The sequence below is a fragment of the Methylobacter sp. genome (genome assembly GCF_036845245.1).
GTDB lineage: Bacteria > Pseudomonadota > Gammaproteobacteria > Methylococcales > Methylomonadaceae > Methylobacter_A.
This window is the reverse complement of sequence record NZ_DAIUEH010000019.1, coordinates 30,912-50,643: the sequence shown is the minus strand read 5'-3', so window position 1 is coordinate 50,643 and position 19,732 is coordinate 30,912. Positions and strand designations below refer to the sequence as shown.

Annotated in this window: 18 protein-coding genes; 14 read left to right on the top strand and 4 right to left on the bottom strand. The window is 45.3% G+C overall.

The window, feature by feature from the left end; translation table 11 throughout:
• Position 1: 1 nt before the first annotated feature.
• From V7051_RS10100 to V7051_RS10085, 4 genes are all read right to left on the bottom strand, one after another.
• Positions 2 to 349, bottom strand: coding sequence for a phenylpyruvate tautomerase MIF-related protein (locus V7051_RS10100; protein WP_333874833.1), 348 nt, complete (start codon positions 347 to 349; stop codon positions 2 to 4).
• A gap of 83 nt (positions 350 to 432) precedes the next feature.
• Positions 433 to 810 (bottom strand): hypothetical protein, encoded by a 378-nt coding sequence (locus tag V7051_RS10095; protein ID WP_333874832.1) that lies wholly within the window; start codon positions 808 to 810, stop codon positions 433 to 435.
• 77 nt (positions 811 to 887) lie between these two features.
• Positions 888 to 3,629 (bottom strand): pyruvate, phosphate dikinase, encoded by a 2,742-nt coding sequence (gene ppdK / locus V7051_RS10090; protein WP_333874831.1) that lies wholly within the window; start codon positions 3,627 to 3,629, stop codon positions 888 to 890.
• Positions 3,630 to 3,992: 363 nt separating this feature from the next.
• Complete coding sequence (locus tag V7051_RS10085; RefSeq protein WP_333874865.1) at positions 3,993 to 4,094, bottom strand: DUF6726 family protein; 102 nt, start codon at positions 4,092 to 4,094, stop codon at positions 3,993 to 3,995.
• 757 nt (positions 4,095 to 4,851) lie between these two features.
• Here V7051_RS10085 and V7051_RS10080 point away from each other — a divergent pair.
• From V7051_RS10080 to V7051_RS10015, 14 genes are all read left to right on the top strand, one after another.
• Positions 4,852 to 5,253 carry a hypothetical protein gene (locus tag V7051_RS10080; RefSeq protein ID WP_333874830.1) on the top strand — a complete coding sequence of 134 codons (402 nt, stop codon included), beginning with the start codon at positions 4,852 to 4,854 and terminating at the stop codon, positions 5,251 to 5,253.
• A 295-nt stretch (positions 5,254 to 5,548) separates the two neighbouring features.
• The gene (locus tag V7051_RS10075; protein WP_333874829.1) at positions 5,549 to 6,769 is read left to right on the top strand and encodes an outer membrane beta-barrel protein; all 1,221 of its coding nucleotides are present in this window, start codon (positions 5,549 to 5,551) and stop codon (positions 6,767 to 6,769) included.
• Positions 6,770 to 7,442: 673 nt separating this feature from the next.
• Positions 7,443 to 7,997, top strand: a complete 555-nt coding sequence (locus V7051_RS10070; protein ID WP_333874828.1) for an FxDxF family PEP-CTERM protein — start codon at positions 7,443 to 7,445, stop codon at positions 7,995 to 7,997.
• 179 nt (positions 7,998 to 8,176) lie between these two features.
• Positions 8,177 to 9,622 (top strand): undecaprenyl-phosphate glucose phosphotransferase, encoded by a 1,446-nt coding sequence (locus V7051_RS10065; RefSeq protein WP_333874827.1) that lies wholly within the window; start codon positions 8,177 to 8,179, stop codon positions 9,620 to 9,622.
• A gap of 25 nt (positions 9,623 to 9,647) precedes the next feature.
• A complete protein-coding gene (locus tag V7051_RS10060) occupies positions 9,648 to 10,625 on the top strand; it encodes an EpsD family peptidyl-prolyl cis-trans isomerase (protein ID WP_333874826.1) in 978 nt (325 codons plus the stop codon).
• Between the two features lie 63 nt (positions 10,626 to 10,688).
• Positions 10,689 to 11,444: a polysaccharide export protein EpsE gene (epsE, locus tag V7051_RS10055; protein WP_334181139.1), complete on the top strand. Its 756-nt coding sequence runs from the start codon at positions 10,689 to 10,691 to the stop codon at positions 11,442 to 11,444.
• A gap of 3 nt (positions 11,445 to 11,447) precedes the next feature.
• Positions 11,448 to 12,830 carry a chain length determinant protein EpsF gene (epsF, locus tag V7051_RS10050; RefSeq protein WP_333874824.1) on the top strand — a complete coding sequence of 461 codons (1,383 nt, stop codon included), beginning with the start codon at positions 11,448 to 11,450 and terminating at the stop codon, positions 12,828 to 12,830.
• Between the two features lie 43 nt (positions 12,831 to 12,873).
• Positions 12,874 to 13,749, top strand: coding sequence for a chain length determinant protein tyrosine kinase EpsG (gene epsG / locus V7051_RS10045; protein ID WP_333874823.1), 876 nt, complete (start codon positions 12,874 to 12,876; stop codon positions 13,747 to 13,749).
• Positions 13,750 to 13,765: 16 nt separating this feature from the next.
• The gene (gene xrtB / locus V7051_RS10040) at positions 13,766 to 14,653 is read left to right on the top strand and encodes an exosortase B (RefSeq protein ID WP_333874822.1); all 888 of its coding nucleotides are present in this window, start codon (positions 13,766 to 13,768) and stop codon (positions 14,651 to 14,653) included.
• 19 nt (positions 14,654 to 14,672) lie between these two features.
• The gene (gene epsI / locus V7051_RS10035) at positions 14,673 to 15,392 is read left to right on the top strand and encodes an exosortase-associated protein EpsI, B-type (protein ID WP_333874821.1); all 720 of its coding nucleotides are present in this window, start codon (positions 14,673 to 14,675) and stop codon (positions 15,390 to 15,392) included.
• A 118-nt stretch (positions 15,393 to 15,510) separates the two neighbouring features.
• Complete coding sequence (locus V7051_RS10030; RefSeq protein WP_333874820.1) at positions 15,511 to 16,770, top strand: lipopolysaccharide biosynthesis protein; 1,260 nt, start codon at positions 15,511 to 15,513, stop codon at positions 16,768 to 16,770.
• Positions 16,760 to 18,058, top strand: a complete 1,299-nt coding sequence (locus V7051_RS10025) for an O-antigen ligase family protein (RefSeq protein WP_333874819.1) — start codon at positions 16,760 to 16,762, stop codon at positions 18,056 to 18,058. The genes V7051_RS10030 and V7051_RS10025 overlap by 11 nt, the downstream gene beginning before the upstream one ends.
• A gap of 45 nt (positions 18,059 to 18,103) precedes the next feature.
• Positions 18,104 to 18,769, top strand: a complete 666-nt coding sequence (locus tag V7051_RS10020) for an acyltransferase (RefSeq protein ID WP_333874818.1) — start codon at positions 18,104 to 18,106, stop codon at positions 18,767 to 18,769.
• A gap of 3 nt (positions 18,770 to 18,772) precedes the next feature.
• Positions 18,773 to 19,699: a glycosyltransferase gene (locus V7051_RS10015; RefSeq protein WP_333874817.1), complete on the top strand. Its 927-nt coding sequence runs from the start codon at positions 18,773 to 18,775 to the stop codon at positions 19,697 to 19,699.
• The last annotated feature ends 33 nt before the right edge of the window (positions 19,700 to 19,732 follow it).

The window sequence follows — 19,732 nt, the reverse complement described above, 5'->3', positions numbered from 1 at the left end:
ATCAGCCAAATGTCGAACCATTCCAGCCCCACCATTCGGCAGGACAGTTACTAAACTCGATATAGATACGATCGGCCGAAAGTTTTAATTCTGCGGTCAGGAACCGACTAATGGAAGCGGACAAAGCTTTTGCCTGAGTCGTGGTTAAGCCAATGCTTTTGCATTCTACATAAGCCAGCGGATCGGCATTTCCGGCGAACAGCATGGTTTTACCGGCGTTCACTTCAACCATCACATAGCGTTCCGGTTTGCCGGTTTCTTTAGCCAGTAACTGGGAAAACTCAGCTAATAACTCTGCTGACTGCTCTATGTCGATCACAACATTGGTATTTAGTTTTAAATAGGGCATCTCGTTTGTCTCCGGTGATGATTGATGGAATTTATCAAATCGCTTTGCATGTGGGTAACGCCTATACCTTCCGGAATACCGGGTCAGTGCTTCAGGTCTTGTTGCATGGCTTGCTTCAACTCGTCTTTGGCATTTACGTAGGCATCAAACTGTTCGGGCGTCAGAATGCTGCGTAATGTGTCATCCTTTTGATCCAGAACAGCTTTGATGTCATGCATTTTAAACAGACCGATACTTGATCCTTTTAATACAGGTTCTATCTTTTCCGCATAGTCCTCGTTGATCGTCTGAACCTTGGCCACAACGTCCTGGGAGAGGTTCAGCTTTGCCTTCATGAAACGGGTTTGTGAAGCGGCTCTTTCGGCCGGCGTGGTATTGAGCAGATATGCCATATCTCCGGCGTTTGCAATCGGAATGAATAGCGAAAAGAATAAAGCAATTATCAGTTTTGATGTGCGCATCGTGCCGCCGGGTAGTCGATAGTTACGGGGGAAAGCATAATTTTGAGCTTGATAGGCCGGAATTGATAGCTTCCAGGTTAAAAAATCCTGTAGTCGTCCTCCTGTAATTTAGCATGGGCGGCAGCCAGTCTGGCTATGGGTATGCGCGGTGCCGAACAGGAAACATAATCCAGTTTGATATGATGGCAAAAGCGAATCGATTGCGGATGGCCGCCCTGTTCGCCGCAAATACCTATTTTAATATCGGGCCGGGTTTTTCGCCCCGAATCAGCGGTCATTTTCATTAACTGGCCGACGCCTTTGGCATCAAGCACTTCAAACGGGTTGTCTTCAAGCAATCCGGTTTCGTTGTAAAGCGGCAGAAATTTGTTTTCGGCATCTTCGCGTGAAAATGAAAAGGTTGCCTGGGTTAAGTCGTTGGTGCCGAACGAGAAGAATTCAGCGACTTGGGCTAATTCTTCGGCACGGGTGCAAGCCCGGACAGTCTCCACCATGGTTCCAAATTTAAATGCCAGGGTGATGCCGTACTGACTTTCGACTTCCTGTTGAATCTGATCAACGAAAGCTTTTACCCGTATCAATTCCTGTAAGGTAATCACTTGGGGCACCATGATTTCAGGCAAGATCGGTGTGCGTTGTTTAGCGCAAAGAGCCGCCGCCTCAAGAATCGACCGAATTTGCATCTGGTAAATTTCCGGATACGACATGCCAAGACGCACGCCCCGGTGTCCCAGCATCGGGTTAACTTCATACAATTCTTTGACTTTTTTCAGCATTAACTGCTTTTTAGCAATCGCTTTATTGATAACCTCCTCATTTAAATAATTAAACGGTGCCGGTAATGATGTCTGTATAGTCAGGGTATCCAGAGCAACCTGCTGTCCCTGAATCATAACCTTGTAGAGATTTAACGCCTTGATTTCATCTTCCAGCTGGTGCTCGCTGGGTAAGAATTCATGCATCGGCGGGTCCAGTAGCCGTACCGTGACCGGATAAGGCGACATGGCCTCAAAGAGTTGTTTAAAGTCATCTCGCTGGATAGGAAATAATTTTTCCAGAGCTTGCTGCCGCGTTTCTTTGCTGTCCGCTAAAATCATATCAATCACTAAAGGCAATCGATCCGATGCATTAAACATACGCTCGGTACGACACAGGCCAATACCGGTGGCTCCGTAGCTGACTGCCATCCGTGCGCGCTCCGGCGTATCTACATTGGCATGAACTTCCAATTCGGCAAACTCATCCGCCCAAGCTAATAAGGTTTTTAATTCATCGGAAAATGAAGGTTCAATCGTGGCGATTTTGCCCAAATAAATCAGGCCGGTGCTGCCGTCAATGGTAATGATGTCGCCTTCGCGAATATGCAGATCGCCAATAATAGCCTGGCGGGTACGCACATCTATTTTTATATCTTCGGCTCCGGCAATGCAGGCTTTGCCCATGCCTCGGGCAACGACTGCGGCATGGGAGGTTTTACCGCCGCGGCTGGTCAAAATACCCTGGGCGGCAAAAAAGCCGTGAATGTCTTCAGGTTTGGTTTCTTCCCTGAGCAAAATAACTTTCTCACCCGCACGTCCCATCAATTCAGCCGTATCGGCATCAAATACACATTTACCGAAAGCTGCGCCCGGAGATGCGGGCAAGCCTTGAGCAACAGGCTGAGCTTTAATATCGGGATCAAGCTGGGGATGTAACAGCTGTTCCAGCAATTCGGGATTGATGCGTAATAAAGCCCGTTCCTTGCTGATCAGGTTTTCGGCTACCATTTCCACTGAAGTGCGGACCATGGCTGCCGCGTTCATTTTACCGTTACGCGTTTGCAGGCAATACAATACGCCGCGTTCAATGGTGTACTCGTAATCCTGGACTTCCTTGTAATGGTTTTCCAGTTTGTTACGCAAATCGACCAGCTGTTTGTAAAGGTCCGGCATTTCATGGATTAATTCGTGCACCGGTTTTGGCGTGCGAATACCGGCAACAACATCTTCGCCTTGGGCATTGACAAGGTATTCGCCATACATTTCATTAACACCGGTACCTGGGTTGCGAGTAAATCCGACGCCGGTTGCACAATCGTTACCCATGTTGCCGAATACCATGGCGACCACATTAACGGCAGTACCGTTGGCCATGTTCGGGGTAATGTGAAATTCACGCCGGTAGTCTACCGCCCGTTTGCCCATCCATGAATTGAAAACGGCTTTAATCGACAATTCCAGCTGCTCATAAACATCTTCAGGAAAAGGCCTGCCGGTTTCTTCCAAGACCACTTGGAGAAACAGTTCACTGATTTGGCGTAAATGATCGGCATCTAAACCTACGTCGGCTTTAATCCCGGCTTGTTTTTTGATGGCGGCGAAATGCAGGTCAAATTTTTCATCGTCAATACCTAATGCAACCTTGCCGAATAGCTGAATAAAACGGCGGTAGGCATCATAGGCAAAGCGGGTATCGCCAGTCTGGGTAATAAGACCGGTCAGGGTTTGCTCATTGAGACCCAGATTCAAAATAGTATCCATCATTCCCGGCATAGAGATAGCCGAGCCGGAGCGTACGGATACGAGCAATGGATTATGGCTGCCACCAAATTGTTTACCGGAAAGAACTTCTACCTCGGCGATATGGGCTTTAACTTCTTCCAGCAAACCTTCGGGCAATTGCTGGGTTTTAAGGTAATCAAGGCAAGCTTGGGTTGTGATGACAAATCCCGGCGGTACGTTAAGTCCTATTTGAGTCATTTCGCATAGATTGGCGCCTTTACCACCCAGCAGAGCTTTATTTTTTCCGTCACCTTTCAGGAATGAATAGATATATTGCATGGTTTTTATCCAATGTTTTGTAATATAAAAAATTGGCTACACAAAATTTCAGCAGTTACAAGGGGCAATAATGCAGCCGTCGCTTAACAATCTGTAATATTTGATTTAAAGGTTATTTTATGAGGGATAGTCCATTGTCAAACCTTCTTATTAAGTTACCGATGATTTTGTGGTTTCTCGGACCCTTTTTATACGGGTGACGCTCGGGGCCAGCGCGGTTTGCTGTGTTTGATTAAGTCCCTGCTGATTGCTTTCGACAGGATAAAAATAAACTTTTATTCACTATGTCCCTGTCTGAAAAGGATTATTCTCCTGGTCAGATCAATCTGTCAGCAATTCCGGTGCCTGTTAATTTTCCGGAATTTAAACCGGAATGTCATCAATCTTATCGGCGGTATCGATTGCATCATGAGCGCTATTACTCACGCCAGGTATTATCGACACAATTGCTCCATCTGAGCGCATGGGCATGGAGGCCGCTTTTGTCAATCGCACCCCTGTAGCATAAGGGCTGCAAAGGCCAGTAAAAATACATTATTTAACTCTTTGGAAAACATTCAGCAAGCGTCTTTGCTAACGTCAACCGAACAATATACTAATGGCTTGGCGATGTGCAATATTTTATATGCGTTCATCAATACCGGTTCTTCGAACAGCTGGATAATAATGACATGACACTCAGGTCGTTGACTATTGACCCCCCAATCTTTGAGTTAGCGGCGATAATTCTTTCGCCTTTCACGATAGTTTGTTTAATCTGTGATTGTTACTGTCTTATCCAGACTATTCCGATCTTCATCTAATTTTAATGAAATCCGTTGGTTTCCCCTCATCTTGCTTCTGTAATATTTACCCTAACATTGCGCTCGCAAAATGCCGGTCGCGATTGCGATAATTGTGACAAATACAAAATAATATTGAATTTTAAAAACAGTATGACATCCATAACTGTAATTCATAAGGCTCCAGCTTTTCAGTTCAGAGCAATAACAGACCTTAAAAAATCATAGATAAACCTGACGGCCTATAAGACGATGGTTTTAATCGTATTACTGACTATCAATGCGCCAACCGAAACCTGTAGTGATCAAAGACAGTCATATTTAGCAAGGTGATAAGCAAAGATGACTGAATACGAGACAGACTATGGATGCAGATATTGAACTGCCTAAAAATATCAGCCCTAGATCAATACTTAATTAATAAACAGAGTGAGTTAAGCATGGATATCGGTATTTATAAGTTAACTCAGGCTGATATTGATAATGCTGCAGAATTTACAGGTTATTTAGTTAATGAGTATGGCAATTTTGCTGTGGGTGATTATGTCGTTAAGGACTGTGATCTTGAGCGGAAGAGCAAAAAAGATTTTTTTGTCGGTAAAGGCGTTATTACCGGCTGGCTTGACGACCTTAAAGCAGAATTAAATGAAAAACAACATAGAGCGTGGTTCATGGAGGGCACTGCTGAAGAGGGACTCTGGGATGAGGACATTCTATTGCTCAAACAAGACATTAAAAGATATGAGCGTGTTTTAAGAAAAATGGCGAAGCATCAATTTGAAAAGAAAGCTTTGAGGCATTGGAGTGTAAAAGCTCTTAATGTTCTTCAGTGTTTACGTTAGTCGATCAATTACAAGCAATTATAAGGACCCTTCATAAGTTTCTGCCTGCATATGATGGAGGGGCGGTTATTCTTTATCCTGATTCTTCCATTTAATGTGTCTATGTTGCCGAGACATTCCGTTCACTGAACATTTTATCGCAAAACCTACACGTTAGTGCCTTGGGTAGGTCATTGGATAAGCTTTTGCGGTATATGTATCGGAGACTTTTATATCCATTATCCGTCACCCTAATCTTTTCAGTTAGTGTGTCTGAGCTTTCAAAACATTCCGTCTATTTGAAAATGAGGTTCTATTGCAAAGTTTACCAATTAAAGCTCTAGCCAGAAATAAATTGAATAGCTGGGGTCGATTCTTATTATGGATAAAGTTACTGTTATTTATATACTCGCCATCTGCCTGGTCAGTAGCCGATGCAGGTGATTTGTTACAACCGATTGTGAGTGAGTCGCTAACTTATGACGATAATTTGTATAGGATTTCAGGGGATAGGCAGTTAGGACCGCAGATGGAAACGGGTGATTTTATCAATAACGCTTCAGCTGGCGGTCGTATACATAAGGCTTTAGGTCGCCAGATATTTGATCTGGATCTGCAGGTAGATGATAACCGCTACGCTGCCAATACGCAGCTTGATAATGTGTCTACAAAAGACAGTGCCGTTTGGCGATGGCAGGTCGGCCACGGCTGGTCCGGCAAACTGGGAGCGGACTACAGCAGGTCGCTGGCGGGTTTTGCAAACACGCAGTTTTTTGCGCTCGACCTTTTGGATAGGCCTGAATACTATTTTGATGTTCGCTATCAATTGAATTCGAACTTACGCTTCGATGCAGGTTGGCGAAAGTCAGATACAACCCATAGTGCCGCTACCCGGCAAAATCAAAATATCGAGGCGCAAACGAGTCATGGCGGTGTTACATTTTTAACATCGCATGGCAATTCCCTGGGCGTTGAATATGCGCATACTGATGCACGGTTTCCCCTCAGGCAGTTGAGTTTTGGTGTGGGAGGTGTGGATATTGCCTATCAGGAGAATTTAGCGAGGGCGTTGTTTAAATATGATTACTCGCCCAAGCTTCACTTTGATGGTCAGGTTGGGTATTTGATAAGAAGCCATCCGAATTTGCCCCAGACCGATTATCAAGGAGCAATCTGGCGTATTGGTATGAATTGGATGCCTACGGCTAAAACATTAGTAGCTGTCGCAACTTGGCACGAGCTAGCGGCTTTTGCCGAGCTGGCTTCAAATTATTATATCTCTGAGGGGGTGAGTCTTACGCCCAGCTGGAATGTTAGCAACAAAATTGTACTGTCAGGGCAAGCGCGCATAGAAACCCAGAATCACTCTGGAGTGCGTAAAGACGAACTGTTTTCGTCGCAAGTCAGCGTTAGCTACACACCGGTTAATTATGCGGAACTTAATCTGGCTTACCAGTTTTATCAGCGTGATAGTAATCGCCAATTTTATTCATATGTCGGTGATAGCATTACTGCAACTGTTAGACTTAAATTTTGAGTATGTCAAAGAATTTGGCGTTATCAGTAAGCGCATTTGTGACATTAAGCCTAATAGCTATTAAGCGCGTCGGAGACTGCCGCGACCTGAAGTTATGCGGATCTTCATCTGATTTTAATGAAATCCACAGGTTCCTTTCATCTTGCTTGTGTATTCTGTACCTAAAGTCATCGCGACCTGAGCGAAATGTCAGTAGCGATGATTTTGGGGATGAACGGTTTTTTTTCAGTTCATTATTGAGTACACAAGATAAGGATATTAACGAATATACCGCTCGTTAATTATTTATAAGTCCTCATACAGCTCGTTGCCAATTGAAATTCTTTTTACCAAACCGGAATACGACGATACGACAATCTGTTTTTGTTGATTATTTCATCTGGTCTGATTTAGACAAATGTATTGTTTACTATTTGGAAGCAGATGTTGATGGTTAGAGTGAAATGCAAGGCTAATCGTCAAAGATAGAATTTCTTCGCACAATAGATTTTGTGAGCTTACTAATTATAAAACTACATAAATCTACGCTCGCTCAAGCATTATCGCAGGAGTTTAGGCATTAGGTTTTTAAGTATTTAATTCGTAAGTTGCGGGTGGCTAATAATGGAAGCTAGATAAAAAATTGCCTTTTGAAAATGTGAGTTTTTGTTAATTACGATATATGGAGTTGATTATGAAAATATTGCCATTACTGGTTTTTTTGGGGACGATGGTTGTTAGTACAGTAGCTTCAGCAAATGCGCTGTATTTAAATCAACCTCTGGGCTCATTCAACGCAACTGTCGGTACAGGTGCATTCGAAGATTATTGGACTTTTAATTTGGGTGGAATTAACAATATTAATGCTCAAATAAATAATCAAAACTACACGCTTTCTGTACCTTCCGGTTCTTTTAAGATCCAAGACATTCAGACTTTATCCCTTAAATTGTATTCCACAGTGCTGGGGTCGTCGACGTTCAATCCTCTGAACTATAGTGCTGTTTCAGGAGATTTGAATCCGACGACAACTGGAATGACTTTTAATTCCTTGGCTTCCGGCAGTTACGCTTTAAAAGTTAGCGGTATTGGGGACGGTCTCGCGGGTGGTCGTTACTCAGGTTCTTTAGCGGTTGCTCCAGTGCCGGAACCCGAAACATGGATTTTGTTGATGATTGGAGGCGTCCTGCTAAGTTTGCAGCTGCGTCGAAAAAACATAAGTCAAGACCCTATGTTTCTTTCTGTCTGATTAAAACAATCTAATTGTTGGTTTCCAATGCTTTTAATCCGCACATATTCTGAGAAATAGCCACTTCCCATGCACCGCTAAGATCGACTGCGCGGCATATGCTGAGACCGTTTCATACGAATATGTTGCGGAACATCAAATACAACTGAATTTTAAAGAAAATTGCATTAATAAAATATATGGAAGCAAACACAGACATAACACGATTGGCTTCTAAATCCAGCATCCACAGCGGGAGTTTGATAGCGTTGGGCAGGCCGGTGCTGTTTATTATAAAAAACCTGCTGTATCCGATTAGCATAGTTAGCCTGCTGGCAGGCAGCTTTATGTATTGGGAAAGGTCATTATCCGGTGTTTTTTTGTTGTTGATGGTCTTGGTTTTTTTTGCCTCCATGCATTTTATGGATGGAGTCTGTATTTATCGAGCAGAACATAGTTTTCCCTGGCTGCGCAGCTTCCTGGATATTTTACTGCGCTGGTTACTGATGCTGGTGGTTCTCTGGTTAATTTTTGAACTATCCGGTTTCGGATATTTGGTGTTCGAACCGGGAATTCAAATATGGAGTGTTGTTACGCCTGTTGCGCTTTTTTTAATACAAATTACGGTTCTTTTTTTACTGGACTTCTTTTTAAAACATAACCCTAGAAAGCGTAAGGCAGTGATTGTCGGGTTGGATGCTCTGGGCTTGCAATTGGTTAAAAACAGCCGAATGGATAAGTTTTCCGACCTTGATTTTTTGGGTTTTTTTGAAAACAGAAGTCTTGACAGAGTTCCCGAGCCGGCTGGTGAAAAAATTCTGGGTACCATTAAAATGCTGCCTGAGTTTGTGCGTCGGAACGGTGTGCATGTGGTGTTTATTGCTTTGCCAATGGCGAATCAGCCTCGCATCATAGAGCTATTGGATGCCATGCGGGACTCAACCGCATCAATTTATTTCGTGCCCGATTTGTTTATTGCCGATCTGATTCAGGCACGTTTCGATCAAGTCTGCAATGTGCCTGTCGTTGCTGTCTGTGAAACGCCGTTTTACGGTTTGCGGAGTCTCCTGAAACGTTTGAGCGACATTATTATTGCATCGTTATTAATGATACCCCTTATCCCGGTGTTTATTTTAATTGCCATGGGCATCAAGCTGAGTTCTCCGGGCGCAGTGCTGTTCAAACAGCGACGTTATGGGCTGAATGGCGAAGAAATATGGGTTTATAAATTTCGCTCTATGACTGTTTGTGAAAATAGCGGTGTCATTGAGCAAGCCAAACGTAATGATTCGCGAATTACTCGTTTTGGAGGTTTTTTACGCAGAACCTCATTAGATGAGCTGCCCCAGTTCATTAATGTTTTGCAAGGACGTATGAGCATCGTTGGTCCCAGACCTCATGCGGTTGCTCATAACGAACTTTATCGGCAACTGATAAAAGGCTACATGATTCGCCATAAAGTAAAACCCGGTATTACCGGCTGGGCGCAAATCAACGGCTTTCGAGGCGAAACCGATAGTCTGGATAAAATGGCCGCGCGTATTGAATATGATCTCGACTACTTGCGGAACTGGTCTTTCGGGCTGGATTTGCAAATTATCATGCGGACCGTGGGCGTTGTACTGGGTGACAAAAATGCATACTAATTCGACAAAGAGTACGAAGGAATCAATGAGTAGAATTTATTTTAAACGTGTTGATAAAAAATATGTTGTCAGAAATCTGGCTAACAGCGTTTTAACGTTATCAATATTGGCAGCGGCCGGCTGCGGTAAAGAATTAACCGAACAACAGTCTACTCAAGTGGCTGCCAAGGTTAATGATTCCGAAATAACCATACACCAAGTCAATAAAGTGATGAAGGCTTCAGGCCTCAGCGATTCGGCAGACGGCGCATCGCGTAAGGCACTGGACATCTTGATCGATCAGGAGTTGTTGGTTCAAAAAGCCCTTTCAAACCAGCTGGATCGGGATCCGGAGACGATGATGGCGTTAGATAATGCCCAACGGGAAATACTCTCGCAATCTTATGTACAGCGCCACGTGCTGAATCCTGCCCCGATTAGCGCTCAAGCCAAGCAGGAGTATTACCAACAACATCCCGAGCTTTTTGCAAAACGACGCATTTATCAATTCCAACTTTTTGATCTGGAAACGGCAAAACTTGATCCCGCTCTTAATGCGTCATTAGGCCAGGCCTCAACCCCAGAACAAGTCAGAGACTTGCTTAAACAATATAAAGTCAAATTTCTGGAAGAAACAGTGACCAAGCCTGCTGAACAGTTGCCTTTGGAAATGTTAAACGCTTTTTCCAATGCTAAAGTTGGCGATATCCTCTTCGTTCCTCAAGCTCAGTCAAAACAATTGCTGATGCAGGTGATCAATTTCGCTGAGCATCCGGTTAGCCTGGAGCAGGCGCAAGTTGAGATTGAAAAGTTTCTTGTCAATACCCGTAACAAACAAATACTGGACGAGCATCTTAAACAGCTACATGCGGCGGCAACCATTGTCTATCCGGGAGATCTTGTAAAACAGGATAAAACTATTGCGACCGCACAAGCAGAACAGCAAACTGCGCCAGCTTCCGACACCAAACCAGAACCCGATAAACAAAAAATTCTGGAACATGGTTTGTCTAAAATTAAATAAGAGTCCTTCAGCATGATGAATATGAGATGTTTGCTTACAGTAATCATATTGTTTTGGTTTAGCGTGTTAGAAATCGCTTGGTCGGCTGAAATTAATAAAGATTACCGCTTGGGTTCCGGGGATGTTATTAAAATTAGTGTTTATGAGTACCCCGATTTAACGACGGAGATACGCGTCAGCGAGACCGGCAATGTGAGTTTTCCGATGCTCGGTGAAGTCAGTCTCGGTGGAAAAACAGTTGCCGAAGCGGAACGATTGATTACTCAGCGACTGAACGATGGTGATTATATTAAAGGACCGCAAGTCACCCTCGTGGTCACACAGTTTGTAAGCCAGAAAGTCAATGTACTGGGCTTGGTTAACAAACCCGGTATCTATTCGCTTGAAGTATCCAGTCATGTCATCGATTTGCTGGCTCTGGCGGGTGGTGTTATGGAAGTGCCTCCAGCCGCTGATTTCGCTACGTTATTGCATAGTAATGGAACCAAGGTAACTATAGATTTGAACGCGTTACTGGCAGGAGATCGAACACAGAATCATGCCGTCACCAATGGCGATGTCATTGTTGTGCCGCGTGCGCCTATGTTTTATATCTACGGCGAAGTACAACGGCCCGGTTCTTATAAATTGGAAAAAAATATGTCCATTGCCCAGGCAATTTCGGCAGGAGGCGGCTTAACAGCTAAAGGATCGGAAACCTGGCCGGCGCCTATTGTTAAACGCCGCGATGCAGAAGGTAAGGAACGGGAGATAGATGTGGAAGGCGTTAGCTTATTACAGGCGGATGATGTGTTGTACGTAAAAGAAAGTTGGTTGTAAGTCATGAGATTTAACCAATTACTATTGATTCTTAGAGCGCACAAAAATATTTTATTGTTGACTGTGGCGATAACCTTTTTGATTGCGTTGACGGTCAGCCTGCTTTTACCAAAACACTATATTGCAACGGTGTCTGTGGTTACCGATAGTAAAAATTCCGATCCACTAACCGGCATTACACTATCGTCACAAGTAATATCGCAATTAATACCCGGTTATATGGCGACACAGGTTGATATTATTTCCAGTCATGCTGTCGCCTTGCGAGTGGTTGATCAGTTACATCTGACCGATATTGCCCAGGTTAAGGAGCAATATATAGAAGCCACAAATGAGGAAGGTACCATTCGGGATTGGCTGGCCGATGCTTTACTAAAAGACCTGGATGTCAAACCTTCAAGAGAAAGCAGCATAATTCAGATAAATTACACGAGTGAGGATCCGCAATTTGCCGCTGCATTGGCTAATGCTTTTGGCGATGCTTACATTCAAACTGTGTTGGACCTTAAAGTTGAACCGGCAAAACGCCAGAATGAATGGTTTGAAGGGCAGACTCGGAACTTGAGAAAAGACGTCCAAGCGGCGCAGGAAAAACTATCCACAGCGCAACGCGAACACGGCATTGTTGCGGCTGACAGTCAAAGGCTCGATTTGGAGAGCACCCGGCTGGCGGAGATTTCCAGTCAACTGGTTGTTGTTCAGGCGCAAGCTTACGATAGTCAAACCCGCTTAAGACAAATGACTCAGGCGACCGCAAAAAAGCATTTGCAGGCGTTGCCTGATCTTTTAGGCAACACCTTGCTGCAAAGCATGAAGGCGGATATTGCAAAAGCGGAGGCTAAATTGGCCGAACTTGGCGAACGCTATGGGAAAAATCATCCGCAATATCAAAGTGCTGCCGCGGAATTGTCTTCATTGCGCACAAAAATGGAAACAGAGATCAATAATGCGATGGGATCGGTAAGGCAAGTGGCTGAAATTGATCAACTCAGAGAAAAAGAATTGCAAAAAGCAATGGAAAATCAGAAGCAAAGGATTTTTGATTTAAAACAACAAAGAGACGTACTGGATGTGCTTACCAAAGAAGTCGAGAACGCACAACTTGCTTATGATGCTGCTTCGCAACGTGCAGGCCAGGTACATTTAGAAAGTCAGATCGATCAAAGTAATATCGCAGTCCTTAATCCGGCAGTTCCTCCGTTAAAACCAGCCAGCCCAAAGATTCGGCTAAATTTGGTGTTGTCACTCTTTTTAGGCACTTTCTTGGGCACTGGTTTTGCGCTGCTCGCTGAACTGTTTGATCGGCGTTTGCGTACAACTGAAGATATTTCAGAGGGACTAGGCTTAGCTGTATTGGGAGAAATACCCGTCATGAATACCCCTTAAACACGACTAGCTTAAAAGCCAGATGAGCTTTGGAAAATTTAATATGAATAGCGTAGTTGAAAATATCCTGGACAGACCATTGATATCGCCGGTTGATACCAAAATCGGCAAATTATTGATTGCGTCAGGTAAGCTGACTGAACAAAGTATTGAACAAATTTCGCAAGTGCAGCGCGAATATCATTTGCGTTTCGGCGAAGCGGCTCTTCGCCTTGGTTTGCTTAAAGAAGATGATATTTTAAATGCGCTTGCCCGTCAGTTCGATTACTCTTGCTTGCCGCTTGACAGCGAGAGCAGTATCAGTTCGGAGCTGTTTGCCGCTTATCAGCCAAATAGCAGTCAGTGCGAAGCTTTGCGCGTCCTGCGTAGCCAACTTATGCTGCGCTGGTTTGGTGGACACAGAAAAACACTGGCTTTAATAAGCGCCCAGCATGAAGATGGAAGCAGCCAGCTGGCTGCCAATCTGGCCATCGAAGTTTCACAGTTGGGCGAGCGAACCTTGCTAATAGATGCCAACTTACGTAGCCCTAATCAACACCAGTTATTCGGATTGGACAATCAACTGGGATTATCCAGCGTATTGGCAGGACGCATTCATTATTCCGATGCAATCACACCGATTAAATCCTTCGCCAATCTCTCAGTTCTCTGTGCCGGGGCTGAACCGCCTAATCCCCAAGAACTTCTCAGTCGCACAAGTTTTAGCCAGATGCTGGAAGCCGTTGGGCAAAAATACGACATCATTATTTGTGATACTCCGCCCGCATTGGACAATGCCGATGCACAAATTGTCGCTGCACGGGCCGGCTGTTGCGTTCTGGTTGTTCGCCGCAACCAAACTCGGATGGCGCATGCATTACGTATTAAAAATCAGCTTTCCACTACCGGCGCAGAGCTGCTCGGCGTGGTAATGAACTAAACGGAAAGTTTCGGTGATGACCTCTGTATCGGAATGGTGTCGAGATTACGGCATTAAAAAGGGTTGGCCGGTTCTATTAGGGCTGGCGATTCTATATGTGCCGACTTTTTACGACTTGTCCCACGGACTCTGGAACAACAAAGAGCAGGGGCATGGGCCTTTTATACTGGCGGTAACGGTTTATTTATTTTGGCAAAAGCGCCATCTATTCATAGCAACAACCGGCACCAGTCATTTATGGGCGGGCAGTCTGGTATTGCTATCAGGACTGTTGTTTTACGCAGTGGGTCGTTCCCAGGACATTTTAATATTTGAAATCGGTTCTATCATGCTGGTGTTGGGCGGAAGCCTGCTTATTACCGTGGGGATTGATGCGGTTAAGCAAACACTATTTCCACTGTTATTTATCGTATTCATGATTCCAATGCCTGGCTTTCTGGTTGATGAAATTACCGGACCATTAAAGCAGCTAATATCCTCGATAGCGGAACAGATCCTTTATTGGGCCGGGTATCCCATTGCCCGGCTCGGCGTCTCTCTGCTGATCGGCAAGTATCAGCTTTTGGTTGTCGATGCCTGCTCAGGATTGCACTCGCTATTTTCATTATTAGCCGTCGGCTTGCTCTATCAGCACCTGAGAGCCTATAAAAACTGGAAACACCGCCTGTTTTTGCTTTTGAGCATTATCCCTGTGGCCTTCTTTGCCAACGTGGTGCGGGTTATTTTATTAGTTTTGATAACCTACCATTTGGGTGATAAAGCCGGGCAGGGGATTTTGCATAATGCGGCTGGAATTATTATGTTTACAGCGGCAATGCTAGTATTTTTTACGCTGGATAGCTTGCTGAGAAAAGTATTTCCAGAGCCGGTTTTTGTGCCGTCAAACCTGACAGCTAATATTTAAGCCTACTGCAAAGATCACCATGAAAAGCAGATACTCTCGGTTGCCGGTCACGAACGCTCGATCATTCCAGCTTAGAGCTTTAACTATTTTTATGTTGATGTTGTTGACGGCGGGGGTTGCCATGCTCTTAAAGCCGGCGCAAAAGACAGCGGAACAACAAACACAAATTAACCTGGAAACTATGATTCCCAAGCAAATTGACCATTGGCGAGAGGATGACAGCTTGGTGTACCTGTTGGTCAGTTCCCAAGCGCAGTCCTTGATAAATATACTTTATAGTCAAACCCTGTCACGCGCTTATATCAACGATGAAGGTCAGCGGATTATGCTATCTATTGCTTATGGCAGTGATCAAAGCGACATGATGCAGGTCCACAAGCCCGAAGTATGTTACAGCGCTCAGGGGTTTCAGATACTAAAGAGTGCGGCCGGTATTTTCAATACGGGTTTTGGAACAGTTCCGGTCAAACGGTTATTGGCAGTGCAAGGTACTCGAGTCGAGTCAGTTATCTATTGGATAACAATAGGGGACACAATGACTATCAACAGGCGTCAATGGAAATTGGCACAATTGAAATATGGTCTGACCGGGAAAGTCCCCGATGGCATGGTTTTCCGGGTTTCCAGTCTGGGCGATGAGGCTGTCGCTTACCCTGCGCAGGAAGATTTCATTAAGGCTCTTTTGAAGACGTTATCCGCTGAAAATCGGAAGCGCCTGATTGGCAGTGCTTTTTTATAAGACCAATGAAGCCTATGAATGAAATGATAATACCGATGCAACATAACCTTCCTCTCGTATCTTGGAGCATTGGCTGTCGGTCAGTTAATGCTCAGAGAAATGTTGGCGGTTTTTAGTTTTGAAAAAGCGTGTTGCAATTTCAATTTTGGATCAAGGCTTGGTTTCAGCATTCAACTTTGCGTTGAACTTAATGCTGATCAAGGCATGGAGTCCACAGGAATACGGCAAGTTCGGGATCATCTTGTCGGTGGGATTTTTACTTGTCGGTATTCAGAATGCGATGGTGAATACGCCCGCCTCTGTAATGCTGCCTACCGTAACATCCGGAGTAAGAAAAAAGCAGCTTCGTACATTATTTTCAGTCGTCAATATTTTGATTTGTATTGTCGCTTTTTTGAGCAGCTTTTTGTTCGCCATATTCCCAGCGTTAAACTGGGGTATGCCGACAATTACAGCAATTGGATTTTATTTGGCGACCAGTTTATTTCGGGAATATCTTCGAAATCGGGCCATAGTGGTGGGCAGGCTCAAAGCGGTATTAATTGATGATGGTTTTTTTGTGATCCTGGCTGCGGCCGAACTTGCTTATGCGTATTTGTATCTTGAACCCAATGTGTTGTCGCTTTCATTTTGTTTGAATGCTTTGGCCTTAGCAAACCTGATGATTATGATCCCTTCTTTTATAAGCGAAATACGCAGCATCCTGCAAAGTCCGTGGCAAACGTGTAAGGAACTGTATCCGGGAGTATGGAAAGAAGCCTCCTGGAGCTTGATAGGCGTTGCAACAACGGAGGCTCAGAATCGAGGCTATGTTTTTGTGATTGGAGCGGTCTTTGGGACCGCAGCAGTGGGGAGCATCCAGGCGGGGCGAGTTTTTTTCGGTCCGCTTAATCTGGTTGCTTCCGCATGGAGCCGTGTGGCCAGACCGCATCTTTCCGTATTGGTAGAAGAGCGTAATTCTGGTAAGTTTTTCCGTTTGCTAGGCGTATCTGTACTTAGTTTCATCGTATTGAATATTGCATTCTCGTCCGCGCTATGGTTCGCATGGCCTTTCCTGAATCAGCACTTTTTTGGCGATAAATATTCCGGTGTTATCTTGACGGTAATGCTGTGGGCGCTTGCTACCCTGCTTTTCCAAATACGCTCCGTCTGCGGGGTAGGGGTACAGGCATGTCGAAAGTTCAGGCAGCTTGCGTTGACGACAGTTATAGGCGCTGTCGCTTCAATGGGGGTGCTCTTCGGCGTTTGTATGGCCGGCGTGTCGGAGTGGGCCGTTACATCAGTCATTGCCGGTGAAGTCGTTGCGGCGGCCGGTATATTTTATATCTTGGCACGAACCCGATTAACGAACGTAAGTAAGGATTCTCGTGACAAATAAGCTGAGCAACGGCAATCTCCTGAAAGACACCCTAAATAATACCCAGAGTGCGATTGTGTCATGGATCGCTCCGCTGGCGTTTGCCTATGCGCTGATTATCGCGCCGTTGCTGATGTTCTCCGCGACAGCGGAGTCTGAGTTTGGCTCGGGCATTAACCAGACTGTATCGGAGGGAACCGCGAGCAATAAGATCGTGTGGCTTGTGCTGACAGGAATGGTTGGCTACTTTTGGGCGAATACGGGCAACAAGGAGCTGAAAAGAGCCCGCTTGCACATCTTCTTGCTGTTTTCGTATCTGTTGCTGGAGATAGTCAGTGCTGTTTGGAGCGATGTGCCTGCAATCAGTCTGCGACGTTCAATGCAACAGGCATTATTGTTATCTTGTGTGGTTGCTCCCTTTGTGATGGTTGTTGATCGGCAAGAGATAGTCGACAAAGTATGCTGGATTTTTGCCGCCGTCATCATAATCAACGTGATGACGCTGCCGTTATTGGGAATTCCGGACTTCGGCTATCGGGGTATCTATTCCCAAAAGAATAGTTTGGGCCAGATTGTCACAACGGGTTTCTTTTTTTTCGCGTATGCATCTGCCCGGCGTCAAGGGTGTTTGCGCTGGCTATTTGCGGCTCTGGCGCTACTGGCAATTGGTTTGTGCATTGTAAGTCATTCTAAAACCTCTATCGGTTTGTTGTTTGTCACCCCAGTTCTTGCGGGATTGATCATTAGCCTGTCCAGGATAAAAGACGCGCTTGCGCGCACTATTGCCGTCGTCATGTGTTTAAACCTTGCCGTAGCGGTTATAGCGGCCTCAATGATCATTCCATTTGGAATCAGTGATATATCGGAATTTATATTTCACGATACGACATTTACCGGGCGCACCAAGATTTGGGAATTTGCCGGCCATTATATTGATCAGGCTCCATTTGTTGGCTACGGTTTCGGCTCTTTTTGGGGAGTCGGAGACGCAGCCCGAGCATTAGGCGAAGGATTTATTGCCGGTCTGTTACAAGCCCATAACGGCTACGTTGACGTTGTATTGGAGATGGGCTATGTCGGACTTTTATTGGTTGCTGTGCTGACTATCGGTTTGTTTTTAAGCATCCTACGTTTGGCGCAGTATGACGCTCTGACCAGTCTGCTGCTATTGACTTGTCTATTGTTTGTATTGCTGAACAACACAATGGAATCGAGTCTATTCCGCAGCTACGTCCCGCTTTGGATGGTGTTTTTGTTATGTTGCGGCGTAACTTGGCGGGAACCTGCCGTCGGGCGGACAGCACCTTAATCCAGATTACTACTTGATATTAATAATTAAAATTAGGAGAGAAAGTTGAAAAAAATAGTACTTGCAGCGTTAATCTCTGCCATGCCGTTAGCGGGTTTACGACGGTGGTTTTATCGTGTTCTGATGGGATACGAAATTCCGGCTTCATCCAAAACAGGTTTCCTTACTGTCATAGCAGTATCGGGTTTCCAATTGGGGGAACAGGTCAATATCGGAATGCTTAATTTGTTCAAAGGGCCGATTGAGGTGCGAATTGGCGATAGCGCCAGAATTGGGAAATGCAACCGCTTTACCTGTTCTTGGCATATTACCCATGATCGCTTTAAGGACCGTCATTACACGCCCCGTCTCATGCTGGGCGCTCGTTCCTTGGTGCTGGACGAGCATTTCTTCGACGTTTACGGCGAGATTTCTATCGGTGAAGGCAGCTGGATTGCCGGTCATGGCAGTCAGTTTTGGACCCATGGCTTGAGCGTTGAAGATAGGGACATCCAGATTGGCGATAATAACTACATCGGTTCCGCGGTGCGTTTTTCTCCGGGTACATCCATAGGAAACAATAATATTGTTGCGCTCGGATCGGTCGTCCTTTCTAAACTCGTGTGCGATAGCAGTCTCGTTTCCGGATTTCCCGCGAAACCTTTTCGTTCGATTGAGGAAGATTTGAAAAAGGGCAAGTATCGGTTCAGCTTTGAAGATTGGAAAGATTGATTTATGGCTGATGACTTGAGTGTTGGAAAACCACGCATGTTGACTGTTACGGTCTGCATCGCCAGCATAGGACGGCCGTCGCTATTGATTGCGCTGCGTTCCATTGCCGCTTGCCGTGTACCGGCGGATACGACAATCGATGTGGTCATTGCCGATGACAGCGCAAACGGCGCTGTCGGCCTGATTCTGGCAGGGGAAACCGGTTGGCCGTTTGCTATTCGGGTTGTTACGTCCGCGGCCGGCAATATCTCTGTTGCACGTAATGCCTGTCTTAATGCCGCAAATGGCGATTATCTGGCTTTCATTGATGATGACGAGTGGGCCGATGCCGATTGGCTGGTCAACTTCATTAATCAGGCCGAAGATTCTGGGGCCGATGCTATTTTTGGGCCCATTGATGCCGTGTTTCCCGAGACCGCCCCCGGCTGGATCTGTAAAGCAGGGCCCTTTGTAAAGAGAGTCGGCTTGCACGGTAGTCAAGTTAATACAGGTTCAACATGCAATGCGATAGTCCGTCGGGAAAGTATTGAACGGCTTGGTTTAAGGTTTCGGGAAGAGTTCGGCCGGTCGGGTGGAGAGGACACGGATTTTTTCGTAAGGCTTCATGCTTCCGGTGCGGTATTGCTGGCATCTGAAAACGCCAAACTGTATGAAGCCGTTCCGCCGGAACGCTTGCGCATTGGCCATTTATATAGGCGTTATATGCGAGGCGGCCAGACATACGCCAGCATTATCATTGCGCGTACCTCTTTCGCATCGCGCATTCAAACTTACCTGATGGCCTTAATCAAGATACCGGTTTTTCTGGTGTTTACGGCGGCTTGTTTTCCTTTTCGTAAAGATCTGGCGCTTAAATGTGCATTCAAGTTTTGGCTGAATACCGGAAAGTTTCGTCATGCCCTTGGATTGCAAATGTTCAGGCTGTATTAGTTTTTTACGCCAAGTCACAGAATTTTGACTTGC